The organism is Corallococcus sp. AB030, assembly GCF_003668965.1.
GTDB classification, from domain to species: domain Bacteria; phylum Myxococcota; class Myxococcia; order Myxococcales; family Myxococcaceae; genus Corallococcus; species Corallococcus exiguus.
Window position 1 is genome coordinate 1 of the sequence record NZ_RAWQ01000236.1, and the last position, 15,491, is coordinate 15,491.

General features: G+C 69.4%; 12 protein-coding genes, 5 tRNA genes and 1 other RNA gene. 4 read left to right on the forward strand and 14 right to left on the reverse strand.

Annotation, left to right across the window (positions count from 1 at the left end; translation table 11 throughout):
• Window positions 1-200: 200 nt before the first annotated feature.
• Together mglA and mglB are read right to left on the reverse strand one after the other, a co-directional pair.
• Window positions 201-788 (reverse strand): gliding-motility regulator Ras-like GTPase MglA, encoded by a 588-nt coding sequence (gene mglA / locus D7Y15_RS37260; protein ID WP_014394794.1) that lies wholly within the window; start codon window positions 786-788, stop codon window positions 201-203.
• An 11-nt stretch (window positions 789-799) separates the two neighbouring features.
• Complete coding sequence (gene mglB, locus D7Y15_RS37265; RefSeq protein WP_002637270.1) at window positions 800-1,279, reverse strand: gliding-motility regulator GTPase-activating protein MglB; 480 nt, start codon at window positions 1,277-1,279, stop codon at window positions 800-802.
• Between the two features lie 222 nt (window positions 1,280-1,501).
• Here mglB and D7Y15_RS37270 point away from each other — a divergent pair, with 222 nt between their 5' ends.
• The 3 genes from D7Y15_RS37270 to D7Y15_RS37280 are packed head-to-tail and all read left to right on the forward strand — an operon-like array spanning window position 1,502 to window position 6,935.
• Window positions 1,502-3,055 (forward strand): collagen binding domain-containing protein, encoded by a 1,554-nt coding sequence (locus D7Y15_RS37270; protein ID WP_121755546.1) that lies wholly within the window; start codon window positions 1,502-1,504, stop codon window positions 3,053-3,055.
• 49 nt (window positions 3,056-3,104) lie between these two features.
• Window positions 3,105-5,072 carry a hypothetical protein gene (locus tag D7Y15_RS37275; RefSeq protein WP_121755547.1) on the forward strand — a complete coding sequence of 656 codons (1,968 nt, stop codon included), beginning with the start codon at window positions 3,105-3,107 and terminating at the stop codon, window positions 5,070-5,072.
• Between the two features lie 3 nt (window positions 5,073-5,075).
• Window positions 5,076-6,935: a protein kinase gene (locus tag D7Y15_RS37280; RefSeq protein WP_120581129.1), complete on the forward strand. Its 1,860-nt coding sequence runs from the start codon at window positions 5,076-5,078 to the stop codon at window positions 6,933-6,935.
• Between the two features lie 54 nt (window positions 6,936-6,989).
• Here the strand turns inward: D7Y15_RS37280 and recR are convergent, their stop codons facing one another.
• The 5 genes from recR to D7Y15_RS37305 form a co-directional block, all read right to left on the reverse strand.
• Entirely contained in the window at window positions 6,990-7,583 is a 594-nt protein-coding gene (gene recR / locus D7Y15_RS37285; protein WP_120564938.1) for a recombination mediator RecR, read from the reverse strand.
• 6 nt (window positions 7,584-7,589) lie between these two features.
• Window positions 7,590-7,907: a YbaB/EbfC family nucleoid-associated protein gene (locus tag D7Y15_RS37290; protein WP_014394799.1), complete on the reverse strand. Its 318-nt coding sequence runs from the start codon at window positions 7,905-7,907 to the stop codon at window positions 7,590-7,592.
• Between the two features lie 97 nt (window positions 7,908-8,004).
• Window positions 8,005-9,384 (reverse strand): DNA polymerase III subunit gamma/tau, encoded by a 1,380-nt coding sequence (locus D7Y15_RS46095; protein ID WP_233605238.1) that lies wholly within the window; start codon window positions 9,382-9,384, stop codon window positions 8,005-8,007.
• Between the two features lie 187 nt (window positions 9,385-9,571).
• A complete protein-coding gene (dnaX, locus tag D7Y15_RS37300) occupies window positions 9,572-10,783 on the reverse strand; it encodes a DNA polymerase III subunit gamma/tau (RefSeq protein WP_121755548.1) in 1,212 nt (403 codons plus the stop codon).
• A gap of 77 nt (window positions 10,784-10,860) precedes the next feature.
• Window positions 10,861-12,399: an NAD(P)/FAD-dependent oxidoreductase gene (locus D7Y15_RS37305; protein ID WP_120581585.1), complete on the reverse strand. Its 1,539-nt coding sequence runs from the start codon at window positions 12,397-12,399 to the stop codon at window positions 10,861-10,863.
• Between the two features lie 109 nt (window positions 12,400-12,508).
• Between D7Y15_RS37305 and D7Y15_RS37310 the strand changes: the two genes are divergently transcribed.
• Window positions 12,509-13,975: a glycosyltransferase family 39 protein gene (locus tag D7Y15_RS37310; protein WP_121755549.1), complete on the forward strand. Its 1,467-nt coding sequence runs from the start codon at window positions 12,509-12,511 to the stop codon at window positions 13,973-13,975.
• An 86-nt stretch (window positions 13,976-14,061) separates the two neighbouring features.
• Here the strand turns inward: D7Y15_RS37310 and ffs are convergent.
• The 7 genes from ffs to D7Y15_RS37345 form a co-directional block, all read right to left on the reverse strand.
• An RNA gene (gene ffs, locus D7Y15_RS37315) (signal recognition particle sRNA small type) lies at window positions 14,062-14,154 on the reverse strand.
• Between the two features lie 28 nt (window positions 14,155-14,182).
• Window positions 14,183-14,269: transfer RNA gene (locus D7Y15_RS37320), tRNA-Ser, on the reverse strand.
• 13 nt (window positions 14,270-14,282) lie between these two features.
• Window positions 14,283-14,369 (reverse strand) — tRNA-Ser (locus D7Y15_RS37325).
• A gap of 7 nt (window positions 14,370-14,376) precedes the next feature.
• Window positions 14,377-14,844, reverse strand: a complete 468-nt coding sequence (gene tadA / locus D7Y15_RS37330; RefSeq protein ID WP_120581647.1) for a tRNA adenosine(34) deaminase TadA — start codon at window positions 14,842-14,844, stop codon at window positions 14,377-14,379.
• Window positions 14,845-14,868: 24 nt separating this feature from the next.
• A tRNA-Arg gene (locus tag D7Y15_RS37335) sits at window positions 14,869-14,945 on the reverse strand.
• A gap of 29 nt (window positions 14,946-14,974) precedes the next feature.
• Window positions 14,975-15,064: transfer RNA gene (locus D7Y15_RS37340), tRNA-Ser, on the reverse strand.
• A gap of 42 nt (window positions 15,065-15,106) precedes the next feature.
• A tRNA-Ser gene (locus D7Y15_RS37345) sits at window positions 15,107-15,193 on the reverse strand.
• Between the last annotated feature and the right edge of the window lie 298 nt (window positions 15,194-15,491).

The window sequence follows — 15,491 nt, forward strand, 5'->3', positions numbered from 1 at the left end:
GGGGAGGGGGACGCACCTTGCGCGAGCACCGGCCCGGGCAGGCCAGCGCTCAGGAGCGCGAGGAGACGGAGGGTGGCGGTTGCGACGCGCACGGTACGACCTCGGAAGGCGGCTCTGCCCGACGGCACGAGGTCATACCATCGTTCGCCGGGGGCTGCCCGGTGGGGGCCAGCCCGCCGGGCAGGACAGCAGGCGGAGTGTCAACCGCCCTTGCGCAGCTCGGTGAGAACCAGCTTGGCCACGGCCTTGAGCGTGTCGAACACGCCCACGCCCGTGGGCGCCACGGCCTGGTACTCCGGGATGTTCCGCGGGTTGAGCGCCTTGCGCATCTCCTCCACGGTCACCGCGTTGGGCAGGTCGCGCTTGTTGTACTGCACGACGTACGGAATCTTGTTCAGGTCGTAGCCCTGCTCCGCCAGGTTGATGCGCAGGTTCTCCAACGACTCCATGTTGGCTTCCATGCGCTCAATCTGGCTGTCGGCGACGAACACCACGCCGTCCACGCCCTTGAGGATGAGCTTGCGGCTGGCGTCGTAGAACACCTGACCGGGCACCGTGTAGAGGTGGAAACGCGTCTTGAAGCCGCGGATCTCACCGAGCGACAGCGGCAGGAAGTCGAAGAAGAGCGTGCGGTCCGTCTCCGTGGAGAGCGAGATCAGCTTGCCCTTCGTGTCCGCCGCGGTCTTGTTGTAGATGTACTGAAGGTTGGTCGTCTTCCCGCAAAGGCCCGGCCCGTAATAGACAATCTTGCAGTTGATTTCGCGGGATGAGTAATTGATGAAGGACATGGCTTCCCGGGTTACTCGCTGAAGAGGTTGTCGATATCGTCGTCGGAGATCTCGGCGAACGGCGAACCGGCTCCGGGGCTGTCGGTCTTCTTCACGAGGCTTTCGAAGATCTTCGTCAGCTCGTCGCTGGCCTTCTTGATGCGCAAGCGCACCAGACCCAGGCTCGTGCGGTTGTCGAAGATGACGACCAGCACCACGCGGCTGCCCACGATGGTCATGTAGAGGCTGTCCTTCGCCCCTTCATGGAACTGGTTGGGGAACTCGTTCTCCCCGATCAACTTCGCCAGACCGCCCATGGCGGCCACGTTGCCGGCCGTCAGCGACGCAAGCGACGTGGTGTCGATGTTCTGCGTCTGGCCGGCCGAGGAGATGAGCTGGCCGTTCTTGTCGACGAGGAAGACCACCTTCGCGTTCGCGTCCTTGGTAAGCCGGTCGCAAACGGCGTTGATCTTGGTGAACTCCTCTTCGTACATCACCAGTTGCGTGCCCATGGGCGTATGCGCTCCTCAGCGTTCGCTCGCCCCGCGCACGGCGGCGCTCCGATGTTTCTGGAGTGAATCCCGGAGGTTAGACGAGGCGCTACCGACCGCCGTCATGCTTAGCAAAGCAGTTCCACTCCAGCAAGAAGCCAGCCGTGATCCGCGCCGATCTTGAAGGAATGACGGCATCGCGGGTTGGGACACCTGCCCCTCTTCTCTATACTCTCCCGGGCCTTGCGCCGCCCGAGCCCCCTCACCGACATCCTTCCGCGCCTCGTCGTCCTCGTCCTGGTGCTCGCCTGTACCGGGGCCGCCCGTGCGCAGGCCCCCGAGTCCGAGCGCGCCTCGTTGCGCTTCCGCTACGGCCTGTCGTCCCGCCAGGGTGAGCAGGTGGATGTAGGGCCCGGGCTCACCTACAGCGGTCTGACGCCGAACGACGTGGCGCTGACGTTGATGGGCTGGGCGGGGGAGTACCTGGGCGGCCAGGTGGATCTCCAGCGCGAGGGCTTCGAACTGCGGGACGCGTCGTCGCGCGTGACGGGCGGCAGCCTGGTGCGCGGCTCGCTGGGGCCTCGCGGGCGACTGTCGCTCGGGCCGGTGCGGCTGGAGCTGGGAGCGGGCTACGGCTTCGCGCAGCTGCCGCTGTTCGGTGGGTTCACCTACGCGCCGGTGTTGCAGCGGGGCGTGCGGCACGCGGCGCTGATTTCAGGTCGGGTGCTGGTGGCGCTGCCGGCGGAGCTTCAGTTGGAGGCGCGGGGCGAGGTGCCTCTGACGTTGTCCGCGCACGCGGCGGATGGGCTCAAGGCGTCGTCGTCCGGCTATGTGGTGGGCGCGGCGCTCTCGTATCCGGTGGTGCGCCGGGACGGCTGGACGGGGCGCGTGCTCCTGGACGTGCAGCAGGCGCACGACACGATGGAGCTGGAGGCCAGCGGCCTGCGCTCCGAGCAGCGGATGCGCCGCATCGGCCTGGGCTTCGAGGTCGCGCTGGGCCCGGGGCCGCGAATCATCGAGTGCCCGGTGCATGGATATGTCCCCATCCAGGTGGTGGACGCGGACACGGGGGCACCTCTCGTGGGTGCGCGGGTGCGCGTGCCCTCCTTGCTGCAACCGGGGACGACCGAGGAGAAAGTGACGGACGCGCAGGGGCGGGTGATGGTGAATCTTCCCACCGGCGAGCAATCCGCGCAGGTGAGCCTGGAGGGCTACGACTCCGCGACGGAACGCACCACCGTCAACTTCGTCGAGAACCCCGACCTGGAGATCCGGCTCCACAACAAGGCGCCGAAGACGGGCTCCCTCAAGCTGAAGGTGGTCCAGGGCAAGGACAGCGCGCCGGTCGCGGACGTGCAGGTGGTTTCGGGCAAGGCGCAGCTGCGCACGAACAAGGCGGGCGAACTGCTGCTGGAGGGACTGGAGCCCGGGCCCGTGGCCGTGTCGATGTCCGCGCCGGGCTTCCGCGCCACGGAAGAAGCCGCGGTGGTGGTGGCGGGGCAGACGTCGGAGCTGGTGGTGGTGCTGTCGCAGGACCGCAAGGGCGAGCTGGCCACGCTGGTGGGCCAGGTGCGCAGCGCGCGCAACGGCCAGCCGCTGGTGGCGACGGTGACCATTGCCCAGGCGAAGGTGCGCACGCGCACGGACAAGAGCGGCACCTTCACCGCACGCGTCCGCGGCGGCACGTACCGCATCACCCTGTCCGCGGCCGGGCACGTGACCCAGACGAAGATGGTCACCGTGCGCGAAGGCGAGCAGGCCATTCTCAACGTTGATTTGTTCCCGAGGGGCCGGTGAGTCGCGCGGAAGTGCCGCGACGCGCCCGTCTGTCGTCGTCGAGGTTTCAGTGAGTCCTGTCCGCATCCTGGCGCTGTCGCTGCTCGTCCTCCTCTCCGGCTGCTCGGGGTGTGAACGCGAGGGGGCGCCGAAACCTCCGCCAGGGGTGGAGGTGGACGCGGGGGCCGTCGTTCCCATTGGCCGCCTGGAAGGGCTGTCCGGCGACGTGCGCCTGGAGCGCGGCGGCAAGGTGGGCCCCGCGGTGGAGGGACCGCTGCTCGCGGGCGACGCGGTGGAGACCGGTGAGAGCGGATCCGCGACGGTGCGCTTCCCGGGCGACCGGACGGTGGAGGTGGGCAGCGAGGGCCGGTTCGCGCTGGGCTCGGATTCGTCTGGCATCGTGATGAAGGTGGAGCGCGGCATCGTGTTGTCGCGCGTGCCCGCGGGCAGGAAGGCGGACAGCGCGGGCCCCAAGGTGACGTTGAACATCCTCACCCCCTTCGGCCTCACGCGCGTGGGGCCGGATCCGTCGGAGGTGAAGGTCGCGGTGGCGGCGGACTCCGCGCGGGTGGAGGTGAAGCTGGGCGCCATCGAGCTGGTCTCCAAGGACGGCAAGACGCTGCGCGCGGCGCAGGGCGACGCGGTGGACCTGACCCGCGAGCGCGCGCAGGTGACGCCCGCGGCCCCGCGAGTCGTGGAGCTGGCGCCCATCCCGGTGACGGTGCGCGCGACCTCGGGTGTCGCGGAGGTGAAGGCGAAGGACACGGGCCGCTGGCGCAAGGTGCGCCGCGAGGGCGAGGTGCTGGCCTTTGGCGACGGCGTGCGGACGAAGGGCGGCGAGGCGGTGCTGTCCCTCAAGGACAGCGGCACCGTGCTGACGCTCGCTCCAGGCGCGGAGGCGGTGCTGGAGAGCGCGGGACAGCAGGGCACCGTCGACGAGGCGCGCGTCAACCTGCTCCAGGGCCTCCTGGCCGTGCAGCTGTCCATGGGGCGAGAGAGCCGCGTGGTGCTGCCGGAGATGACGGTGGAGTCCGGCGGTGGCGCGAGGCTGGAGATCCGCCGCACCGGCGACGGCATGCAGGTGGCGGCGCACACGGGCGACGTGACGCTGCGGCGGGGCGAGGCGCGGCAGGAGCTGCGCGCGGGTGAGCGCGCCACCGTGAGCAAGGACGGCAGCGCGAAGGTGGAGCCGCTGGAGGAGGCGGCGGTCGCGGTGGGCCCGGGCGAAGGCACGGAGGTCTTCCACCGGGGCCTTTCGGAGGTGGCGCTCACCTGGACGGGCGAGGGCGACGCGGTGGTCGAAGCGGCGCAGGACGCGGCCTTCAAGCGCCCGGTGCTCTGGGGCCGCGTGCACCGCGCTTCCGTCAACGTCTCCGCGCTGGCGAGGGGCACGCTGTACTGGCGGGCGCGCAAGGAGGACGGCACGCAGGTAGCGGCGGGCAGCGTCCACTTCGCTCCGGAGTCCCCCACCAGCTCGCTGGCGCGCGCGCGCAACGTGGTGCCGGAGGGGCCGGAGAAGACGACCATCTTCTACCAGGACAAGCCCCCAGCCGTGACGTTCACCTACGGCGAGGAACCGCAGGCCCGTAGCTATCGCGTGGCGGTGTACAAGGCGGGCTCGCTGGCGACGCCGGTGGTGCAGCGCACGGTGTCGGAGACGCGCGCGGCGCTGGAGGCGGGACAGCTGGGCGAGGGCAGCTACCTGTGGTCCGTCACGCCGCTGTCGCAGGCGGGCGCGGCCCTCAAGGGCGGGCGGATGAACAAGCTGGAGCTCGTCTATGACAACTCGGTGGTGGGGCTGGTGGTGGACAGCCCGCGCCAGGGTGTGCCGGCGGCGGAGAAGGTACGGGCTTCAGGTGTGGCGCCCGTGGATGCCCGCCTGTCCATCAACGGACGGGCCGTGCCCTTGGACGCCAAGCACCGCTTCGATACTTGGGTGGCCCCCATGGGACTGCCCCCCCTGCTGGTGTTTAAGATGACGCGTCCCGGTGCCCCGGACGTACTCACGGTGCGCACCCTGAAACCGCGAGGACCTTGAGGGATGGCACAGACCCCCGTTCCCATTCCGGATCCCGCCGGCGCCTCCACCGCGACGCTCCTCCAGCCGTATGGGCAGTACGTGCTCGTGCGCAAGCTGGCAGAGGGTGGCATGGCGGAGATCTTCCTCGCCAAGCTGCTGGGCGCGGACGGCTTCGAGCGCAACGTGGTGCTCAAGCGGATGCTGCCGGCACTGTCGGCCATCCCCGACTTCGTGGAGATGTTCCGCGACGAGGCGCGGCTCGCGGCGAAGCTGTCGCATCCGCACATCGTGCAGATCCACGAGCTGGGCTTCACGGACGGCTGCTACTACATCTGCATGGAGTACCTCGCGGGCGAGGACTTCTCCACGACGCTGCGGCTCGCGGGCCGGCGCCGCCAGTACGTGCCGCTGCCGGTGGTGATGCGGGTGCTCATCGACGCGGCGCGGGGCCTGCACTTCGCGCACACCTTCACCAACGAGCAGGGCCAGCCGCTGCACGTGGTGCACCGGGACGTGTCGCCGTCCAACCTGTACGTGACGTACCAGGGCCAGGTGAAGGTGCTGGACTTCGGCATCGCCAAGGCCGAGTCGCGCCTGGTGCAGACGCGCACGGGCGTGGTGAAGGGCAAGTACATCTACATGGCGCCGGAGCAGGCGCAGGGGAAGGAGGTCGACCACCGCGCGGACGTCTTCTCCCTGGGAGTCAGCCTCTACGAGGCCGTCACGCACGTGCGGCCCTTCTCCCGTGAGAACGACCTGGCGGTGCTCAACGCGCTGTTGCAGGGCGAGTTCGAGAAGCCGCGCGCGCTGAGGGCGGACCTGCCGGAGGGCCTGGAGGCCATCATCCTCAAGGCCATGGCGTTCAAGCCGGAGGACCGGTACGCGACGTCGGACGAGTTCGCGGATGCGCTGGAGAGCTTCGCGGCGGAGTTCCAGGGCGGAGCCGCGAGCGCCCCCACGCTGGGCACGTTCCTGCGCAACCACTTCGGCGAGGAGCGCGTCACGGAGAAGACGCGCATCCCCACGATGGCCACGCTCACCGCCGCGCGTCCGACGGACCCTGAGTTCGCGGCCATCTCGCCGCCCGTCGCCGGTGCTGGGACGAACACGTACGGGCATCAGGTGTCCCGCCCGAGCAGCACGGGCGTGAGGGCACTGACCGCGCAGAACAAGACGGCCCCCGTGCAGGCGCAGGCTCCCGAGCCGGAGGTCGTGCCGAGCGCGCCTCCGGTGAAGCCCGCGTCCCGGCGTTGGGTCCTGGGACTGGTGGGCGGCCTGGGGCTGGTGGCCGCGGGCGTGGCGTTCGTCGTCGCGCGGCCTGGTGGCACCGCGACCCACGTCACGCCTCCGCCTCCGGCACAGCCGGCCGTCGCGCCCGTGGCGAATGGGAATCCCGCGGGCACGCAGGGGCAGGGTGCACCGGCCCAGGTGCCTGAAGGGACCACGCCCGGAGATGTTCAGGGCACCGTGCAGGACGGCACGCCGGGCGGTGACGCGGTGGCGACGTCCGTGACGGATTCGCCCCACGTGGATGACGGGGCGGAGGACCCGTCCCACCGCAAGGTCGTGAAGAAGCCGGCGGCGAAGGAGCCCGTGTCGCTGGGCATCGACGACATCCAGCGCGTGGTGTCCGGCGGCCGCTCGAAAATCACCGGTTGCTTCGAGCGCTACAAGTCCGACCTGCCGGCGGCCTCGGGCGAGGTGCAGGTGGAGCTCACCATCGTGTCCTCGGGCAAGGTGCGCGCGGGCACGCGCGGGCCGCTGGCGTCCACGGACGTGGGCCGCTGCCTGGAGACGCAGGCCCAGAGCCTGCGCTTCCCGGTGCACCGCGACCAGGAAGTCACCGTGCTGATGCCGTTCTCGTGGAAGGTGACGCAGTAGCCGGTGCGGCGTCTTCTCCGTCCCGCGTTCAGCGCGCGGGACGGACCAGCACCGTCACAGGTCGCGGCGGGCGGACAGCGCCTTGGCGAGCGTGGCCTGGTCCGCGAACTCCAGGTCGCCGCCCATGGGCAGGCCCTGCGCGATGCGCGTCACCCGCAAGCCCATCGGCTTGAGCAGCCGCGTGAGGTAGAGCGCGGTGGCTTCACCCTCGATGTCCGGGTTGGTGGCGAGGATGATCTCCTCCACCCGGCTGTCGTTGAGGCGCAGCAGCAGCTCCTTGATGCGCAGTTGCTCCGGGCCCACGCCTTCCAGCGGGGACAGCACGCCGTGCAGCACGTGGTAGCGGCCCTTGAACTCGCGGGTGCGCTCCAGCGCCATCAAGTCGGAGTACGTCTCCACCACGCACAGGGCGCGCTCGTCGCGGCGGTTGTCACGACAGAAGCCGCACAGCTCCGAGTCGGTGAGGGAGAAACAGCGCACGCACAGGTGCACCTTCTCCTTCACCTCGCGGATGGCCTGTGAGAGGTCGACGGCGAACTCGCCCGGCGCCCGCAGGATGTGGAACGCGAGGCGCTGGGCGGTCTTCTCACCAATGCCCGGCAGCTTCGCGAGCTGGGCGACCAGGCGATTCAGCGGATCGGGCGTCATCCGTCTTTAATTAATGCCGGGGATCTTCACGCCGCCGGAGATCTTCGCCAGCTCGGCGTTCATGTGCTGACGGCTGTTCGCCAGGGCAGCGTTCACGGCGGCGGTGACGAGGTCCTCGAGCATCCCCGGGTCGTTGGGGTCGATGGCGCTCTTGTCGATCTTGATGCTGCGGATCTCCTGCACGCAGTTGGCGACGACCGTCACGAGGCCCTCGCCGGACTTCGCCTCGACGGTCTCTTCCGCCAGCTGCTTCTTCCGCTCCTCGATCTTCTCGGTGAGCTTGTTCGCCTGCCGGATGAAGTAGTTCAGGTCGATGCCGGGCATGTGCTTCCTCGGTCCCCGGTCGTGGGAGCGCGGGCCGTCATGGCGCCGCTCGGAGCAGGGACGTTGCCGCGCACCCTAGCGGGGCCGCGCGGCGTTGTCAGTCATCAGGAGCGGCGGGCACGTCCGGGAGGTTGGCCGGTGGCCGCTCGGGCTCGTAGACCTGGATGTGTTCGATTTCGCCGCCCAGCATCTTGAGGATGGCCCGCACGGACGCGTGGGAGCGCACCTTGCCCTCGGTGCTCTTCTCGTGGGTATTGCGGGTCTGGGTGTCCTGTTCGGAGAGGCTCTGCCCCATTCCGCCCGGGAGGGCGTCATGGGTCTGGGGCACGTCCGTGATGGTGAGCTTCACGGCCCGGCCGAAGTGCGAGGCCAGCGCCGCGTCCACGGTGGCCTTGCCCCCGGGCGACACCACGGCGGCCTTGTGGAAGGCGGCGGTGGGCGGGAAGCCCAGGATGATTTCGCCCGCCTTCATGGACTGGAGGCGGCCGTTGGCGAGCGCCGTGCCGTGGCGCACGGACGTGGACTTCACGGTCTCCACGGCGGCGCGCCAGCGCTCGGGCAGGGAGCGGTTGGGGTTGTCGCGGCCGGTGGCGACGGGCGCCATCGCGGGCGGCGGCTCGGGTTCCGGCGGCTCCGGTTCCGGGGCGGCGGGCTCCGCGACGGGGATGCACTCGCCGGAGGCACAGCCTTCGGCGGAGCCCTCTTCCGGGAACATGCGCTCGTCCACGTCCTCGTCGCCGAGGGGCGGAGGTTCGAGCGGAGCCACGGGCTCCGGCTTGCGCATGTTGGTGATGCGCACGGTGGGCGTGGCGGGTTCGGGCGCGCGAGCCGCGGGCGTGGGCTCAGGGGCGGGAGCCGGGGGCTGGGCGCCGCCGTTGCGGAGGAAGGAGAGGGGGCGGGCCGCGGACGGGGACAGGCCGTCCATGACGACGCCCGGGGCCGGAGGGGTCTCCATCGCGGGAGCCGCGCCGCCGCCATTGCGCAGGAAGGACAGCGGGCGCGCGGCGGACGGAGACAGGTCGTCCATCACCACCGGCGCGGAAGGCACGGCGGCGGGCGTGGGCGCGGGACCGCTCGCGCCACCGCCATTGCGAAGGAAGGAGAGGGGACGGGCCGCCGCGGGGGACAGGCCCTCCATCAGCGCGGCAGGTGGCGTCCGTGTAGCCACTGCGGACGCACCGGCCGGGGCCGGCTCACTGAGTGATGCAGGGTGCGCCGGAGCGCGCGTGTCGTCGAAGGGCCGGACGGTGGCCCCCGCATGAGTGGACGGGCCCTGCGCATCGAACGGACGCGGTGTTGCCCCCGCGTACGCGGACGGGCCCTGCGTGTCCGCCATGCGCGGCGGAGCCTCTGTCGACACGGATGCGGACGGAGGCACCGGACGCGACGAGGGCTCCGCGTGCACGGACGGACCCTGCGTTTCGAACGGACGCGGCGTTGCCCCCTCGTAGGCGGACGGGCCCTGTGTGTCCGCCATGCGCGGCGGGACTCCCGTCGACACGGAGGCGGACGGAGGCACCGGACGCGACGGAGCTTCCGCATGCACGGACGGACTCTGCGCATCGAACGGACGTGGCATGGCGCCCGTCTGCGCGGAGGCACCTGGACCTTCGGCAGGGCGCGCCACCGCTACGGGCGCGGGCGCGCGGACTTCGGCCTGGACCTCAGACGCGAAAGTTCGCGGGACCGGGGCGACCTCCTGGCGCCCCGGTCGTGCTCTTCGCGGCGCCTTCCGCGCCAAGTCCCGCGGACAGCCGCTCCACGCGGGCCAGCAGGTCGGGAATCGAACCGGCCGGGGACAGCTGGATGGCCTTGAGCAGCGCCATCTCCAGCGCCAGCCGGGGCTGCGCCGCTCGCGACACATCCCAGATGCAGCCGTGCACGATATCGAACAGCCGCGACAGCTGCGCCGTGTCCGCTTCCTTCGCCAGCGCCAACAGCGCCTTCTGCTCGGACTCCGCCAGCTCCGCGGGCGCCTCACCCAGCGACTTCGTCACGAAGAGATGCCGCAGCTGAAGCGCCAGCTCCTCCGCCAGCCGCTTCAGGTCCAGGCCCCGGTTGAACACCTCGTCCACGCGGCCCAGCACGCGCTTCGCGTCCTTGCGGACCAGCGCCTCCGCGAAGTCCTGCACCACCGTGCGGTCGATGGCGCCCATCGCCTCCGCGACGGCCTCGTCCGTGGGGTTGGGACCGCACGACGCGAGAATCTGATCCAACAGGCTCAGCGCGTCGCGCATGCCGCCTTCGGACTGGCGCACCACCAGGGACAGCGACTGCTCGGAGATGCCCGCGCCTTCCGCCTGGCAGATCTCCTTCAGCCGCTGGAGCATCCGCGCCGCGGAGATGCGCCGGAAGTTGTGGCGCTGGCAGCGTGACAGGATGGTGTCCGGGAGCTTGTGCGCCTCCGTCGTCGCGAAGATGAACTTCACGTGACCGGGCGGCTCCTCCAGCGTCTTCAGGAGCGCGTTGAACGCCGCGCCGGAGAGCATGTGGACTTCGTCGATGATGTAGATCTTGTGGCGGTCGCGCTGCGGCAGGTACTTCGCGTTCTCGCGAATCTCGCGCACGTTCTCGACGCCGTTGTTGGACGCACCGTCGATCTCCGCCACGTCCACGCTGGTGCCGGCGGTGATTTCGGTGCACGCCCGGCAGGTGCCGCACGGGGTCGCCGTGGGGCCCTGCTCACAGTTGAGCGCCTTGGCGAGCAGGCGGGCGGCCGTCGTCTTGCCCACCCCTCGAGGACCGCAGAACAGGTACGCGTGCGCGACCCGGTCCATCTTGATGGCGTTCCCGATGGTCCGGACCACGTGCTCCTGGCCGGTCATGTCATCGAACTTCTGCGGGCGCCATTTGCGGGCGAGGACGAGGTAGCTCATGGGGACAACCATCTAAACACGGCGGGCAAAAGGATCCATGGAACGTCCATTCCGCCCGCCGTGAGACGCACTCCGTCTCAGCGTCCGAGCGCCTGTAGCACCACGTTGGCCGCGTTGTGGCCCGCCGCGCCGATGACACTTCCCGCCGGGTGGCAGCCCGCGCTGCAGAAGTAGAGCCCCTGCACCGGCGTCTCATAGGGCAGCCGGTCGGTGAACCCGCGCTTGTTGTCCACATGGTGGATGTGGCCGCGGGTGATGCCGAAGTGGGACTCAATCTTCGGCGGCGTGAGCGCGAAGTACTCCTGCACCAGGTCGCTGGTGCCGGGCGCGAAGCGGTCGCAGATGGACAAGAGGTGCTTCACGTAGCGCGCCTCCTCCTTCTCCCAGGTGGTGCCCTCCAGCTTCTCCGGCACCCACTCCACGAAGAGGGCGGAGTTGTGGTGCCCTTCCTCGTCCTTCAGGGTCGGGTCCACCGTGGTGTGCACGTACCACTCGATGGAGGGGAACTCCGCCAGCCGTCCGGCCTTCGCCTCCTTGTAGCCGTGCGCGAGCGCCCCCAGCACGTCGTCCTCCTGAGGCAGCAGGTGGATGGTGGGCCCGAACTGGCCCCGGTCCTCCGGCAGGCAGGTGAAGGTGGGCAGGGACTTGAGGCACAGGTTCACCTTGAGAGTGGTGCCCGGCGAGGACATCCCGTCCACCATGCTCCGGTACTCCTTGTTCAGCGCCTCCGAGTCCATCAACTTCATCGTGCGGAACGGGTCCGCGTTGGAGACCACGACCTTCGCGGACAGTTCCTCGCCGTTCTCCAGCACCACGCCCTTCACCACGCCGCTGTCCACGCGCACTGACGCCACCTTCGCGTTCGTGCGCAGCTGGGCGCCGTGCTTGCGCGCCAGCGCCGCGATGCGCTGGGTGACGGTGCCCATGCCTCCTTCGACAATCATCCACGTGCCGCCGCTGCCCGGCAGCCGGCAGAGGTTGTGCACCAGCAGGTTCATGCCCGTGCCCGGCGTGTCGTAGCCACCGTCCAGGCCGGAGAACGCGTCGGTGACGGCGTACATCGCCTTCACGAAGTCGGACTTGTAGCCGAAGCGCTCCAGGTACTCGCGTGCCGTGCCTCGGCACAGATGGATGAAGTGCTGGCGCAGGGCCGGGCGCACGTAGCGCTCCGCCGTCTCCTCCAGCGACACGGGCGGCAGGAGCCACGCGGGCGCCAGGTCCTCGCGCAGCGCCGCCAGCTCCGTGTTCATGGCGACGTGGGCGTTCCAGTCCGCCTCGGAGAAGAACTCGCGGAACTGCCGCTCCAGCTCCCGCTCATCCGAGCCGAAGAGCAGGTAGCGCTTGTCCATGGTGGGCAGGAAGTAGTGCGGGTCGCGGCGCTTGAGGGGCAGCTCCAACTGGAGCTCCTGGAGCAGCTCCGGCGGCATCAGCCCCAGGAGGTACGCGCCGGTGGAGACGCCCAGCTTCGGCGCCGTGCGGAACGGGTACTCCGTCTTGCACGCGCCGCCCACCTGGTCCTTCTCTTCCAGCACGGTGACCGACAGGCCCCGGCGCGCGAGCATCGCCGCCGCGACAAGTCCGTTGTGGCCCGCACCCACCACGATGACGTCTGGCATGGTCTTCCTCCTTGGGGAAAAGGCCGTTCCTAGCCGAGCCGCGGCCTCCTCGACAAACACCGTGCGTCTTGCGCAGGACGCCAGGGCCGGAAAGAGTCGCGCCAGCCACGTGAACGCCCCCAACTCTGACGCGCCCCCGGCCCCCGTCCTCCCTCAGGCTCCGCTGGAAGTCCCGGCCCCCGTCCAGGCGGGGCTGCCCGTGGGCTTGCGCGTGCTGGGGCTCCTCGCGGTGGCGCTGGTGCCGTGCGCCCTCGCGGTGAGCGAATTGGGGCGCATCCATCCGGACGAGGTGTTCCAGGCGCTGGAGCCCGCGTACTGGCGCGTGCACGGCTACGGCGTGCTGGCCTGGGAGTGGCGCGAGGGCCTGCGCAACTGGGCTGTCCCCGGCGTGCTGGCCGCCTTCCTCAAGGTGGCGCACGGGTTCGGCGTCACCGATCCGCGCGTCTACCGGGGCGTGGTGGCGCTGCCCCAATTCGCCCTGCACGCCTGGAGCCTGTGGGCCGTCTACCGCTTCGCGGAGCGCAGGGCGGGCCCGTGGGGTGGGGCGCTCGCGGTGCTGCTTGTAGGGCTGAGCGCGCCAGTGCTCCTCTTCGCCGGACGCACCCTGTCCGAGTCCTTCTCCGCGTCCTTCCTCCTCGTGGCCATGGAGGCCCTGGACCGGCCGGACACCGGCGCGGACGCACGCGTGCGCCGGGCGGGGCTCCTGGGCGGCATGGCCCTGGGGCTCGCCGTGGTGACGCGTTACCCGTCCGCCCTCTTCGTGGTCGCCGCGCTCCTGTGGCTGGCCGTCGCCCGGAGGTGGCGCCTGCTCGCCTTCACCTGCGTGGGGGGCGCGGCGGTGGCGGTGGGCCTGGGCCTGCTCGACTGGGGCACCTGGGGCACGCCCTTCCACTCGTTCCGGGCCTACGTGGACTACAACCTCCTCTCCGGGAAGGCCGCCGCCGCGTTCGGCGCCTCACCGCCGGACTTCTACTGGGGGCCGCTGCTCCAGGCCGTGCCCCTCTGGGCCTGGGCCGCCGTACCCTTGTCGCTGGCCCCCCTGGTGCGCTTTCGCGCGCTGTCCCTGCCGCTCACCTGCGCGGCCGTCTACACCGCCGTCCTCCTGGCCACGCCCCACAAGGAGGAGCGCTTCCTCTACCCGGGGCTGGCGGTGGCGCTGCTCGCGGCCGCGTCCCAGCTGGCCGCGTACTTCTCCACGCTCTCCCGGCAGGGCCTGAGGAATGGGGCGGCGGTGCTCGCGCTGGCCCTGGGCTTCGTGCATGGCCGCGGCTTCCCGTCCAACGACCTGCGAGCGGACCAGTTCCGCGCCATCGCCCGGGCCACGAGGGGGGACGCGACGGGGCTGCTCATCGTCAACGAAGGACTGTGGGGCTCCGGGGGCTTCTTCTACATCGGCAAGAACATCCCCTGGCGCACCTGCGACTGGCCCCGGGACGCGGCCTTCCAGGCCTCCATCCACGACCGGGCCTTCAACCGCGCCGTCACTTTCGAGGGCCGGGCCCTGACGGAGCTCCAGGCCGCCGGCTTCCGCGTCGTCCGCGAGGTGGGGCGCGAAACCATCCTCGTCCGCGACTGAAGCGAAGCAGTCAGCCGGGCAGGGGAGAGCAAGCCCGCAAAGCCGAAGCGCCGGCATCCCCGGAGGGATGTCGGCGCTTCAGGTGAAACAGAACGGCCGGGACACACGCGGAAGTACGCTACCGTTGCTTCCTTCCGGACCTGGCGGGGTTCGCGCCCCCACGTTGTCCCGACCACAAAATCAGTGCTGCGACTTCGAAAATAACAACGGAGAGGGTGGGATTCGAACCCACGATACCCTTTCAGATATGCACGCGTTCCAGGCGTGTGCCTTCAACCGCTCGGCCACCTCTCCAATCACGATGGAGCGGAGAGCGTAGGATTCGAACCTACGGTACCGTTACCGGTACGCCTGATTTCGAGTCAGGTGCCTTCGACCACTCGGCCAGCTCTCCAGAGTATTCAGTTTTCACGTCGCTTCGCGCGCAAGCGCTCGAAGAACGTCTTGAGAAGCTGGCGACTGTCGTCCGCCAGGATACCACTTGTCACTTGAAGCCGGTGGTTGTGCCGGGGCTCTTCCACCAGGTTGTACAGCGAGCCGACCGCACCCGCTTTCGGATCCATTGTACCAAAGACGAGTCGGGTGACACGAGACTGAACTAGAGCACCGGCGCACATGGCACACGGTTCCAGCGTCACGTAGAGGGTCACCCCGGAAAGTCGCCACGCGTCGCGAGCTTTCGCAGCGGCGGCGAGGGCAATCATTTCGGCGTGGGCGAAGGGATTCCGGTCGCATTCGCGGCGGTTGTATCCAATGCCCACGACGTTTCCGTCGAGCACCGCCACCGCACCTACCGGTACTTCCCCAAGTGAAGCCGCTTCCCGCGCGAGCTCTAAAGCCTGCTGCATGAAAGCGATGTCGTCACTCATGTTACGTGCGCGCCTGAGAAGAAGTGGCGCTCCCTGGAGGATTCGAACCTCCGGCCTTCGGATTCGTAGTCCGACGCTCTATCCAGCTGAGCTAAGGGAGCATTTCTTCCGGCTGCTGCTTTACATCAAGTGGCGGAGAGAGAGGGATTCGAACCCTCGATACCCTTGCGAGTATGCAGGTTTAGCAAACCTGTGCCTTCAGCCTCTCGGCCATCTCTCCAACTCTTCTCTGTCAAAGAACCACGAAACTCAAGCTCAAAATCGGAGGCGGTAGGATTCGAACCTACGGAAGGCTTTCACCTTCTGCGGTTTTCAAGACCGCTGCCTTCAACCGCTCGGCCACGCCTCCACAGCAGGTGCCGCCCGGTTCCCGGCGGGCCAACCGCGCCCGTGGGGCCGCCCTTCTACATCATTTCTTCCCTGTGGCAAGCGAGATGTTGGCCCCTTTTTACGTCCGGGGCCCCATCGCCCTGACTAAGTAGGTCGCCAGAAGTTCTCTAACAAATCGCGCAGCCAGAAGCCCTCGGCGAGGCAGCCCGCCTTGCGGAGGGCGTCCTGGGGAGAAAGGCGCACTACCCAGCGGATGGCAGCGGCGACGTGCTGCTCCATCGTCGAGTACTGCCGGTTGGCCGACACGCGCTGTTTGA